Raw genomic sequence first — 26,340 nt, 5'->3', positions numbered from 1 at the left:
CCTTGCTGACTGTCTGGGAAACCCCATTCTCATTGACGTACGTAAACGTACCGTCGTTGTTGTCCGAAAGGTTTGTAATGGTCTCGGAAATGGTTACCGAAGCAACGTTCAGGTAGAGCGCACCGTCCGAGCCCGCAACAATATCGTTGTTGGCATCCGCACTGATCAGGTTGGCAGACTGCGTTCCCCCACCGTCTGTCACTTCCAATGAACCGGCATTCATGGCCGCACCCGTGTTGTATTCGTTGGTCGGATCCGCATCCGCGTCATCTACAAGCGAAGACAGGTCAATTACTTCATTGGTCCCATTCTCAATCCCGATGGTCAGGTTGGTGCCGCTCAGACCGGATCCGCTGATGTTCTGGTCATCTGTGGACACGAAGCCAGAGAGATCCACGCTGTTGCCGTCTTCGATGGAGAGCGTGTTGCCCGCCAGGGTCAGGTTCTGATCGTCGCTGCCCAGGCTGGAAACCGGAACAGACAGGGTTCCTGCCGCGTCGGTAATTTCCAGGTTGCCGGCATTGACCGCGAAGGCCGTGTTCGTTTCATTGCTGGAGTCGTTGTCGTTGTCCGCCACAGATACGGTTCCCCCGCCGTCGGAGAGGGTTACATCCGTACCGGTGCGGCTGATGGTCTGCAATTCATTGGTCGGGTCAGCATCCGCGTCGTCTACCAGAGAGGAAAGGTCAACCGAAGCCGAGCTGCCGTCTTCGATATCAATTTGAAGCGTGTTGCCCGTCAGGCTGGCGCCGGTCAGGTTCTGGTCGTCCGTAGATACAAACCCTGAGAGGTCCACGCTGTTGCCGTCTTCGATAGAGAGCGTGTTCCCGGCCAGGGTCAGGTTCTGGTCGTCTGTGTTGTCCAGGTAGCCACTCAGGTCTACACTATTTCCGTCCTCAATAGACAGGGAGTTTGCCGCAAGGGTCAGGTTCTGGTCGTCGCTGCCCAGGCTGGAGACCGGAACAGACAAGGTTCCTGCCGCGTCGGTAATTTCCAGGTTGCCGGCATTGACCGCGAAGGCCGTGTTCGTCTCGTTGCTGGAGTCGTTGTCGTTGTCCGCCACAGATACAGTGCCCCCGCCGTCGGAGAGGGTTACATCCGTACCCGTACGGCTGATGGTCTGCAGTTCATTGGTCGGGTCCGCATCCGCGTCGTCCACCAGAGCAGAAAGGTCAACCGAAGCCGAGCTGCCGTCTTCGATGTCGATTTGCAGCGTGTTGCCCGTCAGGCTGGCGCCGGTCAGGTTTTGGTCGTCCGTGCTGCCCGCAGCCAGCTCGTCGATAGCAGCCTGGGTATCCCCGGCTGTAAGACCGGAGGTGGAGTTGTCGTAACTCACCTCAGCGGCCGTCTGGTCGTCGGTCTCGGTGAATGTGGTTGCCGTTCCGTCTTCCGAGGTATAGGTAAAGCTGCCGTTGGCATTGTCCACCAGGGTGGTCACCGTCTCGTCGATGTCCGTGCTGGAACCGCCCGCATCGGTAACTGTGGCAATCCGGTTGCCCGCAAGGGTATTGGAGATTGCAACGCCATTCGTGTTAATGGTCACATCCGATCCGTCGTTGTTGGTGAAGGTATAGGTACCATCCCCGTTGTCGGTAACATCCGCCTTGCTGACTGTCTGGGAAACCCCATTCTCATTGACGTACGTAAACGTACCGTCGTTGTTGTCCGAAAGGTTTGTAATGGTCTCGGAAATGGTTACCGAAGCAACGTTCAGGTAGAGCGCACCGTCCGAGCCCGCAACAATATCGTTGTTGGCATCCGCACTGATCAGGTTGGCAGACTGCGTTCCCCCACCGTCTGTCACTTCCAATGAACCGGCATTCATGGCCGCTCCCGTGTTGTACTCATTGGTCGGGTCTGCATCCGCATCATCTACAAGCGAAGACAGATCGATTACTTCATTGGTCCCATTTTCAATCCCGATGGTCAGGTCCGTGCCGCTCAGACCGGATCCGCTGATGTTCTGGTCATCCGTGGAGACGAATCCGGAGAGGTCCACGCTGTTACCGTCTTCGATAGAGAGCGTGTTCCCGGCCAGGGTCAGGTTCTGATCGTCCGTATTGTCCAGGTAACCACTCAGGTCTACACTATTTCCGTCCTCAATAGACAGGGAGTTTGCCGCAAGGGTCAGGTTCTGGTCGTCCGTGTTGTCCAGCAGGGAGGAAAGGTCCACAACCTCGTTGGTCCCGTTTTCAATCCCGATGGTCAGGTCCGTGCCGCTCAGGCCCGAACCGCTGATGTTCTGGTCGTCAGATCCCAGGCTGGAGACCGGAACAGACAGGGTTCCTGCCGCGTCGGTAATTTCCAGGTTGCCGGCATTGACCGCGAAGGCCGTGTTCGTCTCGTTGCTGGAGTCGTTGTCGTTGTCCGCCACAGATACGGTTCCCCCGCCGTCGGAGAGGGTTACATCCGTACCGGTGCGGCTGATGGTCTGCAGTTCATTGGTCGGGTCCGCGTCCGCATCGTCTACCAGGGTAGAAAGGTCAACCGAAGCCGAGCTGCCGTCTTCGATGTCGATTTGCAGCGTGTTACCCGTCAGGCTGGCGCCGGTCAGGTTTTGGTCGTCTGTGCTGCCCGCAGCCAGCTCGTCGATAGCCGCCTGGGTATCCCCGGCTGTAAGACCGGAGGTGGAGTTGTCGTAACTCACCTCAGCGGCCGTCTGGTCGTCGGTCTCGGTGAATGTGGTTGCCGTTCCGTCTTCCGAGGTATAGGTAAAGCTGCCGTTGGCATTGTCCACCAGGGTGGTCACCGTCTCGTCGATGTCCGTGCTGGAACCGCCCGCATCGGTAACTGTGGCAATCCGGTTGCCCGCAAGGGTATTGGAGATTGCAACGCCATTCGTGTTAATGGTCACATCCGATCCGTCGTTGTTGGTGAAGGTATAGGTACCATCCCCGTTGTCGGTAACATCCGCCTTGCTGACTGTCTGGGAAACCCCATTCTCATTGACGTACGTAAACGTACCGTCATTGTTGTCCGAAAGGTTTGTAATGGTCTCTGCAACGGTAACTGAGGCGACATTCAGATACAGGCCACCATCGGATCCGGCTGTAATGTCATTGTTGGCATCCGCACTGATCAGGTTGATGGTAACGGGACTTCCCGTTTCATCCGTATAGGTAAAAGTGGCATCCCCATTATCCACCAGGGTGGAAATGGAGGTGTCGCTGATGGTAGTGGTTGCACCTGACGCATCGGTAAAGGTATAGGTGCCGTCGCCGTTATCGGCCAGGGCAACCGTTCCGGCCAGCGTATTTATTTCGTCTATCGCATCCTGAACGTTGTTAGCCGCCAGGCCAGAACCGCTGTTGTCATACGGGTTGGAGGCCGCCTCAGTAAAAATCTGCTGGGTGTTGCCATTTTCATCTGTATACGTATAGGTGCCACCGCCATTGTCAACCAGTGTACTTGTGGTCTCGGTAAAAGTCGTAATCGTACCGTCCTCCGAGGTGTAGGTAAAGCTGCCGTCCCCGTTGTCGACGAGCGTGGTTACCGTATTGTTTGTGTCGATGGTCACCGAGGTGCCAAAGTCGTCCGTAATCGTATAGGTGCCGTCCAGGTTGTCCGCTACCGTGGCGATCTTGGCGTCAAAGGTGGTGGTGGCCCCGTTTTCGTCCGTATAGGTGAAGGTGCCATCGCCGTTGTCGGCCAATGAGCTGGTGGTCTCGGTAAAAGTCGTAACCGTCCCGTCTTCCGAGGTATAGGTAAAGCTGCCGTCCCCGTTGTCTACCAGGGTGGAGAGCGAAGTATCGCTGATGGTAGTTACATTCCCGGCAGCATCTGTAAAGTCGTACGTCCCGTCACCGTTATCGGTGAGGGACACGTTGCCTGCTGCGGCATTGATCTCGTCCAGGGCATCCTGCACATTGTTGGCCGCCAGGCCAGATCCGCTGTTGTCGTATGGGTTGGACGCTGCCTCCGTAAAGATTTGCTGGACATTCCCGGCTTCGTCCGTATAGGTATAAGTGCCTCCCCCGCTGTCTACCAGGGTGGAGAGCGACGTATCGCTGATGGTAGTTACATTCCCGGCAGCATCTGTAAAGTCGTATGTCCCGTCACCGTTATCGGTGAGGGAGACGTTGCCGGCTGCGGCATTGATCTCGTCCAGGGCATCCTGCACATTGGTACCTGCCAGGCCGGAAGTGGTGTTGTCGTAGGAGACCTCGGCGGCAGACTGGTCGTCGGTATCTACCACCGCCGCGACATCTGCCAACGGAACGCTAACCGTATTCCCGTCGCTGTCTGTAATTACCAGGTCGGTCCCTACCACCTCAAATAAGGCATTTGTAGTGTTTGTATCGATAACTGCTGCCAGGTCTGCCAGAAGGATACTCACCGTATTGCCGTCACTATCCGTCAGGGTCAGGTTTGTGCCGTCTTCGGTAAGGCTTGCGTTGGTCGTGTTTGTATCGGTCAGGGCGGCAATGTCCGCAACAGGTACGCTTACCGTATTGCCCTCGCTATCGGTGATCACCAAATCTGTTCCGATAACGCCAAAGGCTGCATTGGTGGTATTCGTATCCGTAACCGCTGCGATATCCGCCAGGGGTACGCTTACCGTATTCCCGTCGCTATCGGTGATCACCAGGTCCGAGCCCGCGACGGCAACCGAAGTATTCGTGGTATTGGAGTCCGTGGAGGTGTGCTCCCAGGAGTCCCCGTCCCAGAAATAAATGGTTCCGGTATTCGTATTGACGTAAATATCGCCTGTATCCGCGCCGGACGGGGTGGTCATCCCCGGGGCACTGACGTCGGTGCCGCTCAGGACCTCGCAGTTGCACTGGTCGGCCAGGTTGACCGTAGTCTGGGCGTATCCCGCCGCAGTAAACAGCAACAGGAAGGCGAGTACGATGAAATTTTTCATGGTACCTGGTATTTCATTAAAAAGCTTGGTGGTGATCATAGCAAAACGCTTATGTAAGCTCAATTTGGTTCGATTGGGCCTGTGCTCCTTAGAACACAGTATTTTATCATCCTACAAATTTAACCTGATGCCTAGGGGGGGAAAATAATTGTTGTGAAGGGGTCATATTCCACAGTATAGCCCCCTTTTTCTGAGGTGTGGCTGGGTTGCAGGTGCCCGATTTTAGCGTTCCGTTGGTCGATAAGCCCCGTAACCATGGGCATTTTCAAATGCATAAAATTGTAGGAATTAACTTATTAACAACGTCGTTGAAGTGAAACTATATCCCGTTGAAATACGTCCACTATGGCGGAATAAAATTGTCAGTTCCAAGTAGTACAGGGAAGTTTCCCTGTAGAATCCGACACGTGAAAAATCCAGGATCCGGAAACTATCAATTGGGATTCACCCGATAGGTGATACGGCGGTTGGTGATCAAAGTGGGTACCCGAATTTCGATCATCGGGCTAAACTCGGAGGTGCTGCCCGCACCCGTAGCTGTCCCTGTAAGCAAATCGCCAATATCCGTGCCCGCGGGCAGCGGAAAACGGAATTCAAAGCGGTTGGTGGTATCCGTATTTCCATCCAGGTCGGCATAGGATGCCGTGGCACCGTCCAGATCGCTTCCGGATCCTTCGGTTGCGGAGCCGATAAAAGTCTGACCTTCGCCGTAGTCGTAGTTATTGCCGAGTTGGTTATCCCCGATGGTAGCCGTACCTTCCTGGATATCCGAAAAGAAGACTTCAACGAGATCGCCGGGGCGCGCCCATCCCTTGACTATCAGTTCAGTACCCTGGATATAAGCCCCGGCCAACACCGGGAAATTTATGAGCCCATTCGGGCCGTTGTCGGTGTCGCCTGAATCGTTGTAGGACACGCCATCCCCCATGGGATCCGCTCCGCCCGGGCCACCCAGGTCAATTCCAAGTGCATCCCCAGCCGTGCCATTGGCAAAGATGGAGTTTTGGGAAATCGTATTGCCGGAGGTCCCGTTTCCAGCCAGGACAATCCCGGCACCACCGTTGCTGTAAATGATGTTGTTGCTGATGCTGGAATTACTGCCTCCTAGGCGAATTCCGGCATTTTCTATCACGCCGCTGCAGGATCCCCCATCCTGGCCGGATCCGGTAATGGAATTCTCGCTGATGGTGATTCCACCAAGGGAGGCCAGGCCGTCAATTCCCAGGGCTGCGGCATTCTCTATCAGGTTGCGCTCAATAACGATCCCGGACCCGCCGGTGATGGTAATATTGTCGAAGCACTTGTCGCCACCGTTCGCAGACAACTGGTTATCCCGAATCCGGGAAGATGTGCCTCCTGCAACCAGGATTCCCGCCTCTTCGTTGGTTGCGATGTAATTGGCCTCAGCCAGTAAACTACCTCCGGCCTGGTGGATCCCATACAGGATGTTGCCGTCATTGGTTCCTGATGCATCGACCCCCAGCAAGTTTTCCCGAACATTGGCATCCCCGCTATTGAGCCGGATGGCCGCTTCGTCGTTTGCAAAAATCGAAAGGTTCCGGACAGTGGTGTTTGCCGCGGCTATTCGAAATACATCCCCGTCATTCCGGTGGACCTGAATTTCCGGCAGGTCGAAGTCTGGCAGCAAACTGCCGGATACACCTACCGGAGTACCCCCGGACCCCGTTGAACCGGAATTCGTGTCCCCGCTATAAGCGGTTTGGGTCCGGCCGTCGATAAACGTATTATCTGCCGATATTTCCGGTAAAGGATCCCCATTGGGTTGTTCGATATTGAAAACCCCTGCACTGTACTCCGGATCCGCACTGCGACCCAGGGCATCGCCGGTAGGTGGAATCATGAAAATAGAAACATCTTCTCCCGCTCCCGGGTCAAAAAGGGCATTAGCGACGATATCCAGGCCGCTCTCGTCCAGGTTATTGGCATTTGTTATAAACTGACTGAGGGATCCCTGGCCCGTTTCGTTTGTGTTGACAATCGTATTAAAGTTAAACCCAAAGTCCATCCCGGCCACCCCCTGGTTGAGGATCGTCATGCTGCTCCGCGACTGGGCGTTGTTAAGCGATCCAGGGCCCGGGTCTTCGGCCGAGGGGTCCTCCCCCCCTACCGCATCGGTGTCCTCCACAAGTGCACCCAGGATAAAATCTGTTTTAAAGGTCTGTACAGGGAAGCATTCCGTGCAGCCAGCCCCGCCTGTCCGGGAGGAACGCACCGAATTGTTGACGGCCCGGATCGTATACGTGCCGTTGGCCATCCCCCCGAAAACGTACCGCCCGGCTGCATTGGTTGTGGTGGTCTCCCGGAGGCCGCCCCCCGAGTCGTAGAGTTCCATGGTCACGCCCTCCAGCGGCACACCGCCGGCCGTAGCGCGGTTCCGTCCGGCCCCCCCCCCGTAATTCAAATCTTCAAAGACAATCCCGGTAACCAGGTTGGAAGGTACTTTCAATACCACCGCATTGACCAGCACAAAATCCTGCCCGGACTGGACAGTGGTCGTCACACTGGATTCCCCGGGTTGCACGTATGGCGACACATCATACGTATCCAGGTCGATTCCGTAGGCGGCTGCATTGTTAATCGTAGGAGTTACCGTATTGTCGAATATGGTGGAGTTGAAGGGGTTATTGGTAGTAATTCCATTGTTATCCCCATCGCCGGCCAGGGTAAAAGTACCCAAACCGGTGGTGACCGTTAATAGCTCGTTGTTGCTGAGGGTCTGGTCACCTTCCCAGGACAATACGGTCGTTTTCGCACCGGATGCCCCAATTGCGAAAAAGCCCCCCAGCGTATAACTCGAGGAAGAATTGCTCTCCCCGCTGAAGCCCTCGTAGACGTTGATGGTGGATGCCGGCAGCCCATTGTCCGTATAGAATACCATGATGCTCCAGGCTCCCAGGGTTGTGGCCGTGGAACAATAACTGCCTGTATTGTCGATGGTCAGGCCGGAAAAGGTGAAATTGTGTGTAGACAGGGATGGCAGGGACGCCACATAGGTGGTGATATCGGCACGTCCGCCATAAAAGGTACGATTGGTCAGGGAACTCCCATATAGGAAATCCGCATCGATGGTATTCCCATCCAGGTTCACCTGGGTATCCGGCGTAGCTCCGGAATGCGACCAGTACAGAATGGCTTTGTCGATGGTGGCCGTAGCCGGGATATTCCCGATAAGCGAATTGCTTGAACTCGTGGTAATTGCACAGGGGTCGGTATTATTGGACTGAGTCCTGAGTGTCCCGCCCGTGGTGGTATAATCCACGTAGCCGTCAAATTCTTCCTTGAGGACCAGGGGCGTGTTAAACAGGTATTCATCATCCGAGATCGTCCCTTCCCCGCTCCCGTCAAGGATCACCACCCCCGGGTCGCTGATATTGCTCAGGGTCACCGTAAAGGTTTCGTCCAGGTATTCGGGAATGGAATCGTCGATGAGCGGGACAGTTATCGTTTGGGTTTCCCCATCCGTGCCCAGGAAATTCAAGGTGCCGGATGTAGTTGTGTAGTCGCTGCCGGCTACGGCGGTCCCGTCCGCGGTAGCATAATCTACAGAGAAAGCGCCGGGGGCATCCAGCTGGAGGCTTACGGTAAACACGGCTACGCCGTCATCTTCGTTGACAGCCACGTCGTCTATCGAAATACTCGGCGAGAAATTCGCAGTGAACAGCACATTATCTACAAAGACCGTCTCCGACCCGCTCCAGTTGCCGCTACCGGTTATAAACCGAATTTCGGAACTGGCAGAAATTTCATTGGCCGCCAGGGTATAGCTGATCGAACCCGAGCCATCCAGGTTGGCCACCGTATTGAAGCCGCTGCCGTCCCAGAGCTGTACGTCGATGTCCTCATTCCCGTTGGTCCGGTTGTAATCCAGGGTGAGTGTCACGGATGTGGCACCGGACAGGTTCAGAGTCCTGCTGATCCGGGCGTTGTCCATATTCTGGAACCGCAATTGGTTGCTGATGATCCGTATCCGCCCGTTTGATGGGTTGTTGTCGTCGTTGTCCTCGTTCCAGGCGGCCGAAAAGTTCAATGTACCGTCATTGTTGGAATACGAGGTGGAACTGAAATTGTCCCGGAAGGTATCCTGGCCAAATGCATTATGGAGTCCCCCCAGGACTACGCAACATACCAGCAGGCAAACCAGCCGGCAGTTGATCCGTAAAAAGTAAGGGTTCGAATGACGCATAGCTTCGATCTAGCCCCTAAAAATAAGATGCGATGCCCCGCTGGTTAAATATTTGTTGTAAATGGACCGATAAGTCGTGTCAAGGGGGTAATCCCTGTTGTCAGCCGGTAAAAAAGCATGGACGTTTATCGATGCGCCCCGATAAACACAGTAGTTCCCAAGGAAGCGAATCTATTCCAGGATAATAAACTCCGAGCGGCGGTTGAGTTCGTGTTCCTGGGCGGAACAGGGTACCCCGTCATCGCAGCGATTGATCAGGCGGGATTCCCCGAAGCCTTCCCCTTCCAGACGTTCCGGGGCGATGCCCTTGGAGATCATGTACCGCACGGTGGAGTCGGCCCGACGCTGGGAGAGCGCCAGGTTATATGCGTCCGGGCCACGGCTGTCCGTATGGGAATTCGCCTTAATCCGCAGGCTGGGGTATTTTTCCATGGCGGCAATCACTTTCTGGATCTCGATCTCGGCATCCGGGCGGATGTTCGCCTTGTCAAAATCAAAGTAGATCGTACTCAGCTGCAGGAGTTTGGCCAAATCGTCCCCGTAGCCGGCCGTAATGGTCTCCGGTTCCAGGTAGAAGTCCACTACCCGGGGTTTCCCGTCAGAGGGCGACAGGTATTCCTCGGCGGGAACATACCCCTCCCGGGAGGCCCGGACAAAATTCGGCTGGTTGCAATCCAGGGTAATCTCGTAATTCCCCCGGGAATCCGTAATGGCCGAGGAAACTTCGTTGTTCTGCTCGTCGATGATGCGGACGGTGGCCCCCGCCAGCAGCTCGTTGGTGATTTTGTTCCGGACCGTTCCGCTGATGGCCTGGATACACTCAAACTGCAGCGGGCGGTTTTCTACAAAACCGTAAATATCATCTCCCCCGGGTCCGCCCGGCCGGTTTGAGGCAAAATAGCCTTCCCGGGTCGTATCCGAAATCACATAGGTGAAATCGTCCTGGGCCGAATTGACGGGCGTGCCGACGTTCTGTACGGAGCCCTTCCAGGGCAAATAGTCCAGCTTGGTGGCAAAAACGTCCAGCCCGCCGAGACCCGGGTGGCCGTCCGAGGAGAAATACAGGATGCCTTCCGAACTGACAAAGGGGAAGGTCTCCCGCGCCTCGGTATTGATCTTGGGCCCCAGGTTCTCAGGCTCGCCGAACGTGCCGTCCTCGCGAATCACCACCCGCCACAAATCGGACTGCGCTACCTGATCGGCAGCGCCGATTCGGGACCCCGGCATATCCGAGGCAAAATACAGGACCCGGCCGTCCGGGCTCAGCGCCGGATGGGCCACCGAATAACTGTCGCTGTTAAAGGGCAATTCCTCGATGGTCGCCCAGACCCCGTCTATTTTTTCCGCCCGGAATATCTTGAGCCGGACAAACCCCGCCTCATCCCGCGAGTACTTGCCTTCCTTAAAATTGTTCCGGGTAAAATAAAGGGTGTTTCCATCCGGGCTGAGTGCGGAGGTGGATTCGTGAAACCTCGAATTCACCCCGTCAACCTTGGTCACCCGCTGCCCCCGGGCACTGTCCGGGGATACCTCGTAGAGATCCAGGAAATCCTGGGAATTCCAGGTGTGGCGGTACCTGGCCAGGTTGCCGGTATCCCGGTCCGAGGAAAATAGCAATCCCTCCCCGGTGAGCGAAGGGGCAAAATCCGAATAGGGCGAATTAAAGGCAAAAGGCGTCAGGTCGTACCGGCCGGAATTCGCCTGGATCTCTGCCTGATAATCCCGATTGGCCTGGTAAATCTCAGCCCGCGCATCGGATAGTGAGCGGGTCAGTTCGGTAAACCGTTCCATGACCGAGTCGGCCCGGCCCAGTTGCCCGGTACTCCGCAGTGCCTGCGCATATCGAAAATAATAATCCGGCGTAGCCTCGTCCTCAAACTCCCTGAGTAATCTTTCGTAAGATTCAGCGGCCCGGTCGTACTGCGCGTTAAAATAATAGGAATTCCCCAGGCGTTGCAGCAATTCGGCCGACACATACCCCCGGTCCACCACCTTTTGGTAGATATCCTGTGCAGGTTTGAAGGAATAATCGGCATACTGGCGATTGGCCCGCTCGAGCAGCCGTTCCTGAGCGGTCACAGAGCCGCTTCCCAGCAGGAGAATCAGGAGGATGGAACGATATAGCTTCATGTTGTATTTCCTTGATAATTAGAAGAACCGGGGTGAAACGAGCCGCTGGAACGACCGGACGAGTTCCCAACGGACAAACAACTCAAAAGATCCGTCGTTAAACTGGGTCCCCCCGAGTTCCGTAGTCTCCCGGTCGTAGGCCAGGCCTACCATGAGTTGCTGGTTTAGCTGAAAGCCGATCAGCCCGCTGATAGCGGCATCCCACCGGTATGCTGCTCCAAAAGAAAATTTCTCGTTGAACAGGAAGGTGCCCGACAGGTCGAGCTGAAGCGGTGCGCCGCTGACCACCTTGGTGAGCAGGGCAGGCTTGAATTTCAATGTGGGGTTCAGGTCAAAGACATAACCGGTGATCATATAAAAATTTACCCGGTCTACCGAGAGAAACTGGTTTTCCTCCCCGTCCTGGTCGGAATTGTCAAAATGCTCGGATTCCAGCAGGTTCGGGGCGGAGACCCCGGCGTAGAACCGGTCCGTATGGTAATAGATCCCCAAGCCGAAATTCGGCGTAAAGCGGTTGTCGATATTGTCGGCGTCCACCATCTCCTCCTGGTAGCGGGCCAGCCCGTTGAAATCCAGGCTCAAAAGGTTTCCTCCGGCTTTCAGGCCAAAGGAGAGTTTCGCGTCCCGCGATACATCGATCGTATAAGACAAAACGGCATCCAGATACGTCTCCTGGACCACCCCGTCCCCAATATTGTCGTTCACCACGGAGATTCCGTAACCCAGGCGGGAATTCCGAATGGGCGAATGCACGTTGAGGGTGAAGGTCTTGGGCGCTCCTTCCAACCCGACCCACTGGGAGCGGTAGAGGGCCGCGAGGCTCAACTGCCCCCGGGAACCCGCATAGGCCGGGTTCACGGTCATCGTGTTGTACATATACTGGGTGTACTGGGCATCCTGCTGGGCTTTGCCCACGGCAGTCGCCAGGACCGCGAGGAGCAGGAGAAACGGGCGTGAAGTTATCCGCATGTTTATTATTTATTCCCGACGTACAGGTATCCGCTGTCCGTGATCCGCCGTTGGTTCAATTCGTATTCAAATATATAGAAATATACCCCTGAAGGCAGGTATTCCTCGGTATTAACCGTTGAGCGGCCCTTGGAACGCCCGTCGAATACATTGTTCTGGTTGTTGTAATTAATACCCTCATAAACTGAAACCCCCCAGCGGTTGAAAATTTTCAGCGTATTGTTCCGGGCGAGCTCCACATTTTCGATAAAGAGGAAGTCGTTCTGGCCGTCGCCGTTGGGGGTGACCAGTTGGAATACAATGATGTCCCCTTCCGGCACCACGGTGGGGTCCGGATCCAGGTATTCCGGGGTGCCATCCCCGTCGGAATCGTCGTCCGTGGGGTCCCCGTTGTCGTCCAGATCTTCGTTCGGGGTATCGATGCCGTCCCCGTCATCGTCAAAATCCCGGTAATTCACATCTTCCGTACCGTCCGTGTCCGGCAGGTCCTCCGCCGGGTTGTCGATCTCGTCGTTCACGTCAAACCCGTCATTCACATCGGCGCCTTCATAACCGTCGTCCAGGCCGTCTCCGTCCGTATCGGTACCGGTAAATGTCTGGTCGGGTATCCCGTCGAAGTTAAAATCGTTCCCTTCGTTGTTGTCAGGAACCAGATCGTTGTCCGAATCGCCGTCCAGGTAATCCGGGTCGTCCGTGCCATCGGTATTCACAGGGTCCAGCCCCCCCAGGTATGCGGAATTCACCCCGTTGTTCGCAGCGTAGGTTGCCGCATCATCGTCGTTGGGCGGGATATAACCGGCAGTGGTCTGCGCTTCCACATTGTCCGGGATGCCATCGTTGTCCGAGTCGATGTCCAGATGGTCCGGGAACAGGTCCCCGTCGCTGTCGGCAAAGTTGGTCAACGGGTCGTTATCCCCGTCCGTATTCGGGTCCTCCACGGAATCCAGAATCCCGTCGTTGTCGTCATCCAGGTCGTCGATATCCGGTACGCCGTCCCCGTCTGTATCGGTACCGGGCGGCGGGCCGTCCGGATCCAGGTAGTCCGGGGTGCCGTCGTTGTCCGTATCGTCATTGGTCGGGTCGCCGTCCTGGTCGGCGTCCTCGTCAGGAGTATCGATGCCGTCCCCGTCGTCGTCAAAATCCCGGTAGTTCACGTCTTCCGTCCCGTCCGTATCCGGCAGGTCTTCCGCCGGGTTGTCGATCTCGTCGTTCACGTCAAAACCGTCGTCCACATCGGCGCCTTCATAACCGTCGTCCAGGCCGTCTCCGTCCGTATCGGTACCGGTAAATGTCTGGTCGGGTATCCCGTCGAAGTTAAAATCGTTCCCCTCGTTGTTGTCCGGCACGCTGTCGTTGTCCGAATCGCCGTCCAGGTAATCCGGGATCTCGTCCCCGTCCGTATCTTCCGGGGTAATGCCTTCATCCCCCATACCTTCATAGGCGTCGTCCAGGCCGTCGTTATCGCTGTCGTTGCCGCTCGGGGGCACGTAGCCGTCCGTAGGCTGGCCCTCCACGTTGTCAGGGAGGCCGTCGTTGTCCGAATCGATATCCAGGTGATCCGGAATCCCGTCCCCGTCCGTGTCCAGCGGATTGGTCAGCGGGTCGTTATCCCCGTCCGTATTCGGGTCCTCCACCGTATCCAGGATCCCGTCGTTGTCGTCATCCAGGTCAATCGGGTCCGGAACGCCGTCCCCGTCCGTGTCCGGGTCAACCGTCGGGTCCAGGTAGTCCGGGGTGCCGTCGTTGTCCGTATCGTCATTGGTCGGGTCGCCATCCTCGTCGGCATCCTCGTCAGGAGTATCGATGCCGTCCCCGTCATCGTCCACGTCCCGGTAGTTCACATCCTCCGTCCCGTCCGTATCCGGCAGGTCTTCCGCCGGGTTGTCGATCTCGTCGTTCACGTCAAAACCGTCGTCCACATCGGCGCCTTCATAACCGTCGTCCAGGCCGTCTCCGTCCGTATCGGTACCGGTAAATGTCTGGTCGGGTATCCCGTCGAAGTTAAAATCGTTCCCCTCGTTGTTGTCCGGCACGCTGTCGTTGTCCGAATCGCCGTCCAGGTAATCCGGGATCTCGTCCCCGTCCGTATCTTCCGGGGTAATGCCTTCATCCCCCATACCTTCATAGGCGTCGTCCAGGCCGTCGTTATCGCTGTCGTTGCCGCTCGGGGGCACGTAGCCGTCCGTAGACTGACCCTCCACGTTGTCAGGGAGGCCGTCGTTGTCCGAATCCAGATCCACCCGATCCGGGTAGCCGTCACCGTCGCTGTCTACGTCCTGGCTGAAATTCACTGTCTGAGGATCCTGGAAGTTATCCAGGCAGGAGAACTGAATCCCCGACTGGCGGGGGACGTTGGTGGTGAAATTCTCACCCACGGACGCCTGTATCCCGAATCGAAAAACAAAAGTGGAAATATTGACGAATTCCACGGCCAGGTTCACACTGGGGTTTTGATTGGAAATCCCGTTATATTCGGCGGTTCCCCCATTGATCAGCAGGCCGCCTTCCGTATTGTTGACCACGATTTCCGTCGGGTTGTCGAACGTGTAGCTGGCCGGGGTATCAAAACGGTTGAATTCCTGGAACTGCTCGTTACCGTCCACGTCCAGGAAATTCGCTATCAATTCTGCCTGGGTAGCCGGGGTATTGGTCCCCGCCTCAACCAGGGTAATCCTCAGGTCCGCATAGGGTCGGCGGAGCATGTCCGATGTGGTGAAAAAGATCTCGGGTTTGAAGAACTCCGGGTCCACGGCATTCTGGTCCAGCGTGCTGATCGCTGCGCCCTGCAGGGCCTCGATAGTCACCAGGGCATCCAGGCCGCTGCCAATACCCGGGATGCGGTAGACGGCCCCTTCGGCGAATTCCCCGCCGGATTCCAGGACGGGCTCCTGGTCAAAGGAGAGGGTGGGGATCTCGTCACAGTCAAAATCCGTGCTCAATACACTCGACTCCACGCGGTCCAGTATCCCGTCGTTGTCCGAATCCGGATCCCGGTAATCGGGAATCCCGTCGGATTCCGTATCCACCGGCTGGAGTCCTTCCCCGGCGCCGGGTGCACTCTCGAATGCATCGTCCAGCCCGTTCCCGTCTGCGTCAATCCCGGACGGGGCCAATACTGCCGTGGCATCCTGAGCCTCAACGCGATCGGGTATGCCGTCATTGTCCGAATCGAGGTCCAGGTAATCCGGGATACCGTCCCCGTCCGTGTCGGTCGGGTTTGTGGCAGGGTCGTTGTCTCCGTCCGTATTGGCGTCTTCCACCAGGTCCGTGATCCCGTCGCCGTCATCATCGATGTCGTTCTGGTTCTGTACCCCATCCCCGTCGTAGTCGAGGGCGCTTGGGTCTGCGGGAAAGGGCTGCAGCGTTTCCGCAAAGGAGGTAAGCAGGAAAACTGCCGTCAGCAGGCAGGCGAATATTCGAAAGGAAGAAAGCGGCCGGGCGCTTTTGGTTTGCGTAGTGATCTCCATAGATGATCGTTTATTGGGACGAGCACCATGGCATTGCGGTTAGGTTCTTTTAGCTGATTGGGGCACCAAAAGTACGATGCAAGATAAAACTAAAATACCCCGAAGCCAACAGAATTGCTTCCGGATATTCGGGATAATCCGTCAACGACCGCTTTCATCGACAAACGGGGAAATCCCCGGGGGCATCCTTTTCATTTAAAGGCAGATACATTCCATTTATCGGATGTCCCCGGCAAGGCAACCGGGTGTTTCAGACAGGCTGCGGCCCCTGGGTTGAGGGAATCTTCTTATTAATATCGCCCCGGATAGATCGGGCAGGCTCCCGTGCCGGCAATCCGATGCTTTTTGGTATTTTTGCGCAAATCTCCCATCACCGCAAATTTCCCACCACGTGAGTTTTAAAAGCGAAATAGATAAACGCCGCACCTTCGGCATCATTTCCCACCCGGATGCCGGGAAGACCACCCTCACCGAAAAATTGCTGCTTTTCGGGGGGGCCATCCAGGAAGCCGGCGCCGTTAAGAGCAACAAAATTAAAAAAGGGGCTACCAGTGACTTCATGGAAATTGAACGCCAACGCGGTATCTCTGTGGCCACCTCGGTACTCGCATTCCTGTATAAGGACAAGAAGATCAATATCCTGGATACGCCCGGCCACAAGGACTTTGCGGAGGATACCTTCCGTACGCTGACCGCCGTGGACAGCGTGATCGTGGTGATCGACGTGGCCAAGGGTGTAGAGGAGCAGACCGAAAAACTCGTGGAGGTATGCCGGATGCGGAACATCCCGATGATCGTTTTTATCAACAAACTCGACCGGGAGGGGAAGGACGCCTTTGACCTGTTGGACGAAGTGGAACAAAAGCTCGGTTTGAGCGTCACCCCCTTGAGTTTCCCGATCGGGATGGGCTATGATTTCAAGGGGATCTACAATATCTACGAACGGAACCTGAACCTCTTCAAAGGCAGCAGCAAGAAAAAGGTGGAAGAGGTCATGGCTTTTGAGGACCTGGACAACCCGGAGCTGGAGCAACTCATCGGTTCGGATGCGGCCAACGCCCTGAGGGAAAACCTGGAACTCGTGGAAGGGGTCTACCCGCCCTTTGACCGGGAGGCTTACCTGGCCGGTACGCAGCAACCCGTGTTTTTCGGCTCCGCCCTGAATAATTTCGGGGTCCGGGAATTGCTGGACTGCTTTGTGGAGATCGCGCCGCCCCCACGTCCCAAAAAGGCGGAAGAACGCCTGGTAGAGCCCTCGGAAAAGGAAATGACCGGGTTTGTCTTTAAAATCCACGCCAACATGGACCCCAAACACCGGGACCGCCTGGCATTTGTGAAGATCGTCTCGGGCACATTCCAGCGCAACAAACCCTACCTGCATGTCCGCCTGGACAAGCAACTGAAATTCTCGAGCCCGAACGCGTTCTTTGCCGAGAAGAAGGAAATCGTCGACGAGTCCTACCCCGGGGATATTGTCGGGTTGCACGATACGGGGAATTTCAAGATCGGCGACACGCTGACCGAAGGGGAAGCCCTCCACTATAAAGGGATCCCCTCGTTTTCACCCGAACATTTCCGCTACATCAACAACGCGGATCCGATGAAGTCCAAGCAGCTGGCCAAGGGGATCGACCAGCTGATGGACGAAGGGGTGGCCCAGCTATTTACCCTGGAAATGAACGGCCGGAAAATCATCGGCACCGTGGGCGCCCTTCAGTACGAGGTTATCCAATACCGACTGGAGCACGAATACGGGGCCAAATGTACGTATGAAAATTTCCCGGTACATAAGGCCTACTGGGTGGAGGCTGCAGATCCCGACAGTGAATCCTATCAGGAATTTTTGCGCGTTAAACAGAAATACCTGGCGCGGGACAAACGCGGCCAGTTGGTTTTCCTGGCGGATTCCGCCTTCTCCCTGCAGATGACCCAGCAGAAATACCCGGATGTGAAACTGCATTTCACTTCGGAGTTCGAGCCCCAGGGAGCCTGAGACACGCTGCAAATCTTCAAATCGACAAATCTTCAAATCAAAAAACCGCGCCTCCCAGCGCGGATTTTTTGATCAAGCCTCCCCCGTGGGCCCGAAATTGATCGGGATGGGTGGTTGCTCGTAATCCTTGATGGGCCCATGGGCCTGCTCAAACCGCTGCACGTTCTCGCCCAGCGCCTTGAGAAACTTCTTGGCGTGCTGGGGCGTGAGCACAATGCGGCTCTTCACCTTGGCCTTTGGCCGTCCGGGCATCATGCTGATAAAATCCACTACAAATTCAGAGACCGAGTGGTTGATGATGGCCAGGTTTGAATAGATACCCTCGGCGGTTTGCTCATCCAGCTCGATGTTGATTTGCTTCTGCTGTTGTTTCTCCGGTTTATCTGCCATGGCAATGGGATTTAAAAAACCCCCGGTTTTCATGGCCGGGGGTTTGTAATATGAATGATCAGAATTTCAATTCCTCCTTGCGGGCCATGATCTCGTCGTACTCCTCCTTGGAGCCCACGATGATGCTGTCATAGTCGCGCATACCGGTTCCGGCCGGGATCTTGTGACCCACGATCACATTTTCCTTGAGGCCTTCCAGATCGTCGATCTTACCGCTTACGGCCGCTTCGTTCAACACCTTGGTGGTTTCCTGGAAGGAAGCCGCAGAGATAAACGATTTGGTCTGGAGGGATGCCCGGGTAATTCCCTGAAGGATCGGGGTAGCGGTTGCCGCAACGGCATCGCGTCCTTCGACCAGCGTCTTGTCGGCGCGCTTGAGGATGGAATTCTCATCCCGCAGCTCGCGGACGGAAACAATCTGGCCGCGCTTCAGATTCTCGGATTCCCCGGCATCGGTTACGACCTTCATCCCGAAGATGTTGTCGTTCTCCCGGATAAAGTCGTCCTTGTGAACCAGCTGGTTCTCCAGGAAGATGGTGTCGCCCGGATCCTGGATCTGGACTTTACGCATCATCTGGCGAACCACCACTTCAAAGTGTTTATCGTTGATCTTCACTCCCTGGAGGCGGTACACTTCCTGCACTTCATTGACCAAGTACTGCTGTACGGCAGACGGGCCTTTGATGGCCAGGATGTCTTCCGGGGTAATGGACCCGTCCGACAGCGGCATACCGGCGCGGACGTAGTCGTTCTCCTGTACGAGGATCTGGTTGCTGAGTTTCACCAGGTATTTCTTCACCTCGCCCAGTTTGGACTCGATGATGATCTCCCGGTTCCCCCGCTTGATCTTGCCAAAGGAAACCACCCCGTCGATCTCGGAAACCACAGCCGGGTTGGAGGGGTTCCGGGCTTCGAAGAGCTCGGTAACCCGCGGCAGACCCCCGGTGATATCCCCCGCTTTGGCGGATTTCCTCGGAATCTTGACCAGGATTTTGCCCTCCTTAATCTTCTCCCCGTTGTCCACCATCAGGTGGGAACCAACCGGCAGGTTGTAGGAACGCAGTACCTCGCCTTTTTTATCCTTGATATGCAGGGTCGGGATCAGTTTCTTGTTCCGGGACTCGGAAATTACCTTTTCCTGGAAACCGGTCTGTTCGTCGATTTCCACCTGATAGGTAACCCCCTGGTCGATATTCTCATAGTCGATTTCCCCGGGGAATTCGGAAACGATTACCCCGTTATAGGGATCCCACTGGCAGATGATATCGCCCTTCTTCACCTTGGCGCCGTCCTTGATGTGCAGCGTGGATCCGTAGGGAATGTTGTTCGTGCTCAGCGTAATGCCTGTCTTGGCGTCGACGATCTTGATCTCCGAGGTCCGGGAGATGACGATTTCCGCCTTGTTCCCTTCGGAGTCCTGCCCCGTTACTGTGCGCAGGTCTTCAATCTCGGCTACACCGTCGTACTTCGCTTCGAGTTTATTATCCTCGGAGATGTTCCCGGCAATACCTCCCACGTGGAAGGTCCGCAGGGTCAGCTGGGTACCCGGCTCCCCGATGGACTGGGCAGCCACCACACCGACGGCTTCGCCTCGCTGGACCATCTTGTTGGTCGCCAGGTTCCGCCCGTAGCATTTGGCGCAAATCCCCTTCTCTGCCTCACATGTAAGCGGCGACCGCACCTCGATGCGCTCGATGGGGGAATTCGCAATCTTCTGCAGGTCGGCCTCCAGGATTTCCTGTCCGGCTTCCAGCAGTTTTTCTTCGGTAAGCGGATCGAAGACGTCGTGGAGGGATACCCGTCCGAGGATTCGCTCCCCGAGGGTTTCCACAATCTCTTCGTTCTTCCGCAGCGCTTCCACTTCGATTCCGCGTAGCGTACCGCAATCCTCGATGTTGATGATCACGTCCTGGGAAACGTCGACAAGACGACGGGTCAGGTATCCGGCATCCGCCGTCTTCAGGGCCGTATCCGCCAATCCTTTCCGCGCCCCGTGCGTGGAGATAAAGTATTCCAGGATCGAAAGGCCTTCCTTAAAGTTCGACAGGATCGGGTTTTCGATAATCTCGCCCCCGCCGGCCGTGGACTTCTTCGGCTTGGCCATCAGCCCCCGCATACCGGTAAGCTGGCGGATCTGCTCCTTGGAACCCCGGGCACCGGAATCCAGCATCATGTACACGGAGTTGAAGCCCTGTTGGTCTTCCCGTATCCGCTTCATGGCCAGTTCTGTGAGCATGGCATTCGTAGAGGTCCAGACGTCGATCACCTGGTTGTACCGTTCGTTGTTCGTGATCAGCCCCATGTTGTAGTTCATCATGATGCCGTCCACCTGCTCATTGGCGTCCGCAATCATCTCGTGCTTTTCCTTAGGGATGATAATATCCCCGAGGCTGAAGGAGAGTCCGCCCCGGAAGGCGAAATCGTACCCCATGGTCTTGATGCGGTCGAGGAACTCGGCCGTAGTGGGTACATCCGTCACGGAGAGGATGCGCCCGATAATATCCCGGAGGGATTTTTTGTTGAGAACCTCGTTGATAAAGCCCGCTTTCTCGGGAACCACGGAATTGAACAATACCCGTCCCACTGTGGTCTCGATGATCTTGCTTTCGAGTTCGCCCGCTTCGTTCAGGTCCTTGACGCGCACCTTGATGGACGCGTTCAGGTTCACCCGCTTTTCATTGTAGGCTATCTCCACCTCTTCCGCGCTGTAGAACGTCAGGCCTTCCCCGATGACAGGGACTTCCTTGGTAGACTTCCGCTCCTTGGTCATATAGTACAGTCCGAGGACCATGTCCTGGGAGGGTACCGTAATGGGCGAGCCATTGGCCGGGTTGAGAATGTTGTGCGATGCGAGCATCAGCAACTGGGCTTCCAGGATGGCTTCCGGCCCCAGGGGCAGGTGCACCGCCATCTGGTCCCCGTCGAAATCCGCGTTAAAGGCGGTACATACCAGGGGGTGGAGGCGGATCGCCTTTCCTTCGATCAGGCGCGGCTGGAAAGCCTGGATCCCGAGGCGGTGGAGCGTGGGGGCCCGGTTCAGCAACACAGGGTGCCCTTTCAGCACGTTCTCGAGGATATCCCAGACTACAGGCTCCTTCTTGTCGATAATTTTCTTGGCCGACTTCACCGTCTTGACGATGCCGCGCTCAATCAGCTTGCGGATCACAAACGGCTTGTACAGCTCTGCAGCCATGTCCTTGGGCAGACCGCACTCGTACAGCTTCATCTCCGGTCCTACCACAATTACGGAACGGGCGGAATAATCTACCCGCTTTCCGAGGAGGTTCTGGCGGAAACGCCCCTGTTTTCCTTTGAGGGAATCCGAAAGGGATTTCAGCGGCCGGTTCGATTCGGTCTTCACCGCGGAAGCCTTCCGCGTGTTGTCGAAGAGGGAATCCACAGCTTCCTGGAGCATCCGCTTTTCGTTCCGGAGGATCACCTCCGGCGCCTTGATCTCCATGAGGCGTTTCAGCCGGTTGTTCCGGATGATCACGCGGCGGTACAGGTCGTTCAGGTCGGAGGTGGCAAAACGGCCCCCGTCCAGCGGTACCAGCGGCCGGAGTTCCGGCGGGATCACCGGGATGACCTTCATGATCATCCACTCCGGGTTGTTGTCGCGGTTGTCCTGGGACTCGCGCAGGGCTTCCACCACCTGCAGCCGTTTCAGGGCCTCGGTCTTCCGTTGCTTGGAAGTCTCGGTGTTCGCCTTGTCGCGGAGTTCGTAGGACAATTCCTTGAGGTTGATGCGGGAGAGCAGGTCAATGAGGCACTCCGCACCCATTTTAGCGATGAACTTGTTCGGGTCGCTGTCCTCCAGGTACTGGTTTTCCGGCGGGATGGTCTCCAGGATGTTCAGGTACTCCTCCTCGGTGAGGAAGTCCATGGGCTGGATCTCCTCCCCGTCGGGGCCCTTGGCAATCCCCGGCTGGATGACCACATACCGCTCGTAATAGATAATCATGTCCAGCTTCTTGGACGGCAGCCCAAGCAGGTAGCCGATCTTGTTGGGAAGCGAACGGAAATACCAGATATGGGCAACGGGAACCACCAGGTTGATGTGCCCCACCCGGTCGCGGCGGACCTTTTTCTCGGTCACCTCTACCCCGCATCGGTCGCAGACAATCCCGCGGTAGCGGATCCGCTTATATTTACCGCAGGCGCACTCGTAATCCTTTACCGGGCCGAAGATGCGCTCGCAAAAGAGCCCGTCCCGCTCCGGCTTGTGCGTACGGTAGTTGATGGTTTCAGGTTTCAGGACTTCCCCCCGCGATTCGGCGAGGATGGCCTCGGGCGATGCCAGGCCGATGGAAATCTTGTTGAACCTCTTGATTTGTGTATTATCCTTTAGTCGTGCCATGTTGTGATGGTACTAGTATTAAATGTGATGTGTTAACAGCTTACTCCTCCAGGCGGATGTCCAGACCCAATCCCTTGAGTTCGTGCATCAGTACGTTAAAGGATTCCGGCAGGCCGGGTTCCGGCATGCTTTCCCCTTTCACGATGGATTCGTAAGTCTTCGCCCGGCCGATTACGTCGTCGGACTTCACCGTCAGTATCTCGCGCAGGGTGGCAGAGGCGCCGTAGGCCTCCAGGGCCCAGACCTCCATTTCCCCGAAACGCTGGCCGCCGAACTGCGCCTTACCGCCCAACGGCTGCTGGGTGATAAGGGAGTACGGCCCAATGGAACGGGCGTGCATCTTGTCGTCCACCATGTGGCCGAGTTTCAGCATGTAGATCACACCCACCGTTGCCGGTTGGTGGAAGCGCTCCCCGGTACCCCCGTCGTACAGGTAGGTATGTCCGAAGCGCGGGATCTCGCCCTTGTCGGTGAGCTCGTTGATCTCGTCCAGGGTGGCCCCGTCAAAGATCGGCGTGGCGAATTTCTTGCCGAGTTTCTGTCCGGCCCATCCGAGTACCGTTTCATAGATCTGCCCGATGTTCATCCGCGAGGGTACCCCCAGCGGGTTCAGCACGATGTCCACCGGAGTCCCGTCCTCGAGGAACGGCATATCCTCCTGGCGCACGATCCGGGCAACGATTCCCTTGTTTCCGTGGCGTCCGGCCATCTTGTCACCCACCTTCAGCTTCCGCTTCTTGGCGATGTACACCTTGGCCAGTTTCATGATGCCGGCTGGCAGTTCATCCCCAACCGAGATGGTAAACTTATCCCGACGCAGGTTCCCCTGCAGGTCGTTCAGCTTGATCTTGTAGTTGTGCAACAAGTCCGCAACCAGGTCGTTGGTCTTGGAGTCCGTTGTCCAGCTGCCGCCAACCAGGTGGGCAAAATCGTCCACCGCGTTCAGCATCTTCAGCGTGTACTTCTTGCCCTTCGGCAGGACCTCTTCGCCCAGGTCGTTCATCACGCCCTGGGAGGTTTTCCCGTTCACCAACTGGAAGAGTTTCTCCACCAGCACGTCCTTGAGCTGCTCAAACTTGGTCTCGTACTCGAGCTCCAGCTTGGCAATCGCCTCCTTGTCCTCGGACCGCTTGCGCTTGTCCTTGATGGAGCGGGAGAAGAGCTTCTTGTCGATGACCACCCCGTTCAGGGAGGGCGGTGCCTTCAGGGAAGCGTCTTTAACATCCCCGGCCTTGTCGCCGAATATGGCGCGCAGCAGTTTCTCCTCCGGCGTCGGGTCGGACTCCCCTTTCGGGGTGATCTTCCCGATCAGGATATCCCCGGGCTTCACCTCGGCCCCGATACGGATCATCCCGTACTCATCCAGGTCCTTGGTAGCCTCTTCGGAGACGTTCGGGATGTCGTTGGTGAGCTCCTCGGCCCCCAGTTTGGTGTCCCGTACTTCCAGTGCGTATTCGTCGATGTGGATGGAGGTGAAAATATCCTCGCGCACCACTTTTTCCGATATGACGATCGCATCCTCAAAATTGTAACCCTTCCAGGGCATAAAGGCCACTTTCAGGTTCTGGCCCAGGGCCAGCTCGCCGCTTTCGGTGGCGTACCCTTCACAGAGCACCTGTCCCTTCTTCACCTTCTCGCCCTTCCGGACAATCGGCTTCAGGTTGATGCTGGTACCCTGGTTGGTCTTGCGGAACTTGACGAGTTCGTAGGTCTTGGAGTCCTCATCGAAGCTCACCAGGCGTTCCTCGTCGGTACGTCCGTATTTGATGGTGATCCGCTTGGAATCCACGCTTTCCACCACCCCGTCGCCTTCGGCGTTGATCAGTACGCGGGAGTCCGTGGCCACCTGGCGCTCCAGCCCGGTCCCGACAATCGGGGATTCCGGCTTGAGCAGGGGTACGGCCTGCCGCATCATGTTCGACCCCATCAGCGCCCGGTTCGCATCGTCGTGCTCCAGGAACGGGATCAGGGAAGCGGAGATGGAGGCAATCTGGTTGGGCGCTACGTCCGTGTAGTTGATCTCCTTGGGATCCACCACCGGGTAGTCGGCCTCCAGGCGCGCAATTACTTTTTCCGCATCGATGGCCCCATCCTTTTTGAGCGGGATGTTGGCCTGTGCAATTTTCTTGCCCTCTTCCTCTTCGGCGCTCAGGAAGGTATAGTTGGCCGTATCGACCTTGCCTTCCTCCACCTTGCGGTATGGGGTCTCCAGGAAGCCCATGCTGTTCACCTTGGCGAATACAGACAGGGAGGAGATCAGTCCGATGTTCGGCCCTTCAGGGGTTTCGATCGGGCAGAGCCTTCCGTAGTGCGTGTAGTGTACGTCACGAACCTCAAAACCTGCGCGCTCCCGCGAGAGACCTCCCGGCCCGAGGGCCGACAGCCGCCGTTTGTGCGTGATTTCCGCAAGCGGGTTGGTCTGGTCCATAAACTGGGACAGCTGGTTCGTACCGAAAAACGAGTTGATCACCGAAGACAGCGTCTTGGCATTGATCAGGTCAATGGGGGTAAACACCTCGTTGTCGCGCACGTTCATCCGCTCGCGGATGGTACGGGCCATACGGGCCAGCCCCACGCCGAACTGGGCGGAAAGCTGCTCCCCTACCGTACGCACCCTCCGGTTGGAAAGGTGGTCGATATCGTCGATCTCGGCCTTGGAGTTGATCAGTTCGATCAGGTACTTAATGATGGTGATGATATCCTCCTTGGTCAGCACCTGTTTGTCCATGCCGATATCCAGCCCGAGCTTTTTGTTCATCCGGTAACGCCCTACCTCTCCCAGGTTGTAGCGCTGGTCGGAGAAGAAGAGCTTGTCGATGATGCCGCGGGCGGTTTCCTCATCCGGCGGCTCGGCATTCCGCAGCTGGCGGTAGATGTGCTCCACCGCTTCCTTTTCGGAGTTCGTCGGGTCCTTCTGCAGCGTGTTGTGGATGATCGCGTAGTCGCTCTGGGCGTTGTTCTCCTTGTGCAGCAGGATGGTTTTTACGTCCGTTTCGATGATCTGGTCGATATGCTCTTTCTCCAGGACGGTATCCCGGTCCAGTACAATCTCGTTCCGTTCGATGGAAACCACCTCCCCGGTATCCTCGTCCACGAAATCCTCGTGCCAGGTGTTCAACACCCGGGCGGCGAGCTTGCGACCCAGGACCTTTTTGAGGCCGGTCTTGGACACCTTCACTTCTTCCGAAAGGTCAAAGATCTCCAGGATGTCCTTATCGCGTTCAAAGCCGATGGCCCGGAACAGGGTGGTTACGGGTAATTTTTTCTTCCGGTCGATATACGCGTACATGACGCTGTTGATATCGGTGGCGAATTCGATCCAGGATCCCTTGAAGGGGATGACCCGGGCCGAGTAAAGCTTGGTGCCGTTTGCGTGGAACGACTGCCCGAAAAAGACGCCGGGCGAACGGTGCAGCTGGGAAACCACCACGCGTTCCGCCCCGTTGATGACAAACGTCCCGCTTGGGGTCATGTACGGGATGGTGCCCAGGTATACGTCCTGGACGATGGTTTCGAAATCCTCGTGCTCCGGATCCGTGCAATACAATTTCAACCGCGCCTTGAGCGGCACACTGTAGGTAAGCCCGCGTTCGATACACTCCTGGATGGAGTAACGGGGCGGGTCGATGAAGTAATCCAGGAATTCCAGGACAAACTGGTTCCGGGTGTCTGTGATGGGGAAATTTTCCATGAAGGTGTTGTACAAACCTTCATTGGCCCGCTGGTCAGATTTCGTCTCAAGCTGGAAAAAATCCTGAAACGATTGAATCTGAATGTCCAAGAAATCCGGGTATTCCGGTATGTTCTTAGCCGAGGCAAAGCTTATTCTTTCAGTCTGTTTTGTGAACATCTACGGACAACATTTAGTGTGAATACGAAAGAGGGGCTGTATATGACTTTATATACATCGTATAAAAGGGTTTAGGCCTAGCCGCCAGAAAGGCGGAAGACCTAAACCTAAACCAT

The 26,340-nt window shown here is 56.4% G+C and carries 9 protein-coding genes; 1 reads left to right on the top strand and 8 read right to left on the bottom strand.

Annotated elements, in window-relative coordinates; translation table 11 throughout:
- The 5 genes from AC3DKS_RS07800 to AC3DKS_RS07780 all read right to left on the bottom strand — a co-directional run.
- Window positions 1-4,864: beta strand repeat-containing protein (locus AC3DKS_RS07800; RefSeq protein WP_488072624.1), on the bottom strand; the 4,864-nt coding region annotated here is incomplete at its 3' end.
- Between the two features lie 433 nt (window positions 4,865-5,297).
- A complete protein-coding gene (locus tag AC3DKS_RS07795) occupies window positions 5,298-9,068 on the bottom strand; it encodes a Calx-beta domain-containing protein (protein WP_272607442.1) in 3,771 nt (1,256 codons plus the stop codon).
- A 171-nt stretch (window positions 9,069-9,239) separates the two neighbouring features.
- On the bottom strand, window positions 9,240-11,198 hold the full coding sequence (locus tag AC3DKS_RS07790; protein ID WP_272607444.1) for an OmpA family protein: 1,959 nt from the start codon (window positions 11,196-11,198) through the stop codon (window positions 9,240-9,242).
- 18 nt (window positions 11,199-11,216) lie between these two features.
- Window positions 11,217-12,167, bottom strand: coding sequence for a PorP/SprF family type IX secretion system membrane protein (locus tag AC3DKS_RS07785; RefSeq protein WP_272607445.1), 951 nt, complete (start codon window positions 12,165-12,167; stop codon window positions 11,217-11,219).
- Between the two features lie 5 nt (window positions 12,168-12,172).
- On the bottom strand, window positions 12,173-15,634 hold the full coding sequence (locus AC3DKS_RS07780; protein ID WP_488072622.1) for a T9SS type B sorting domain-containing protein: 3,462 nt from the start codon (window positions 15,632-15,634) through the stop codon (window positions 12,173-12,175).
- A gap of 391 nt (window positions 15,635-16,025) precedes the next feature.
- Here AC3DKS_RS07780 and AC3DKS_RS07775 point away from each other — a divergent pair, with 391 nt between their 5' ends.
- Complete coding sequence (locus AC3DKS_RS07775; protein WP_272607447.1) at window positions 16,026-17,627, top strand: peptide chain release factor 3; 1,602 nt, start codon at window positions 16,026-16,028, stop codon at window positions 17,625-17,627.
- 72 nt (window positions 17,628-17,699) lie between these two features.
- Here AC3DKS_RS07775 and AC3DKS_RS07770 read toward each other — a convergent pair whose 3' ends face one another.
- From AC3DKS_RS07770 to rpoB, 3 genes are read right to left on the bottom strand one after another with little or no spacing between them, the layout of a single operon-like run.
- Window positions 17,700-18,017, bottom strand: a complete 318-nt coding sequence (locus AC3DKS_RS07770; protein ID WP_041327911.1) for a DUF3467 domain-containing protein — start codon at window positions 18,015-18,017, stop codon at window positions 17,700-17,702.
- A 58-nt stretch (window positions 18,018-18,075) separates the two neighbouring features.
- Complete coding sequence (gene rpoC, locus AC3DKS_RS07765; protein ID WP_015755610.1) at window positions 18,076-22,374, bottom strand: DNA-directed RNA polymerase subunit beta'; 4,299 nt, start codon at window positions 22,372-22,374, stop codon at window positions 18,076-18,078.
- A gap of 40 nt (window positions 22,375-22,414) precedes the next feature.
- Window positions 22,415-26,224 carry a DNA-directed RNA polymerase subunit beta gene (gene rpoB, locus AC3DKS_RS07760; protein ID WP_015755611.1) on the bottom strand — a complete coding sequence of 1,270 codons (3,810 nt, stop codon included), beginning with the start codon at window positions 26,222-26,224 and terminating at the stop codon, window positions 22,415-22,417.
- Window positions 26,225-26,340 lie beyond the last annotated feature (116 nt).

The sequence above is a fragment of the Robiginitalea sp. genome (assembly GCF_982776155.1).
Note: the sequence above shows the minus strand (reverse complement) of the source record. Positions and strands in the feature narration are given on the sequence as shown.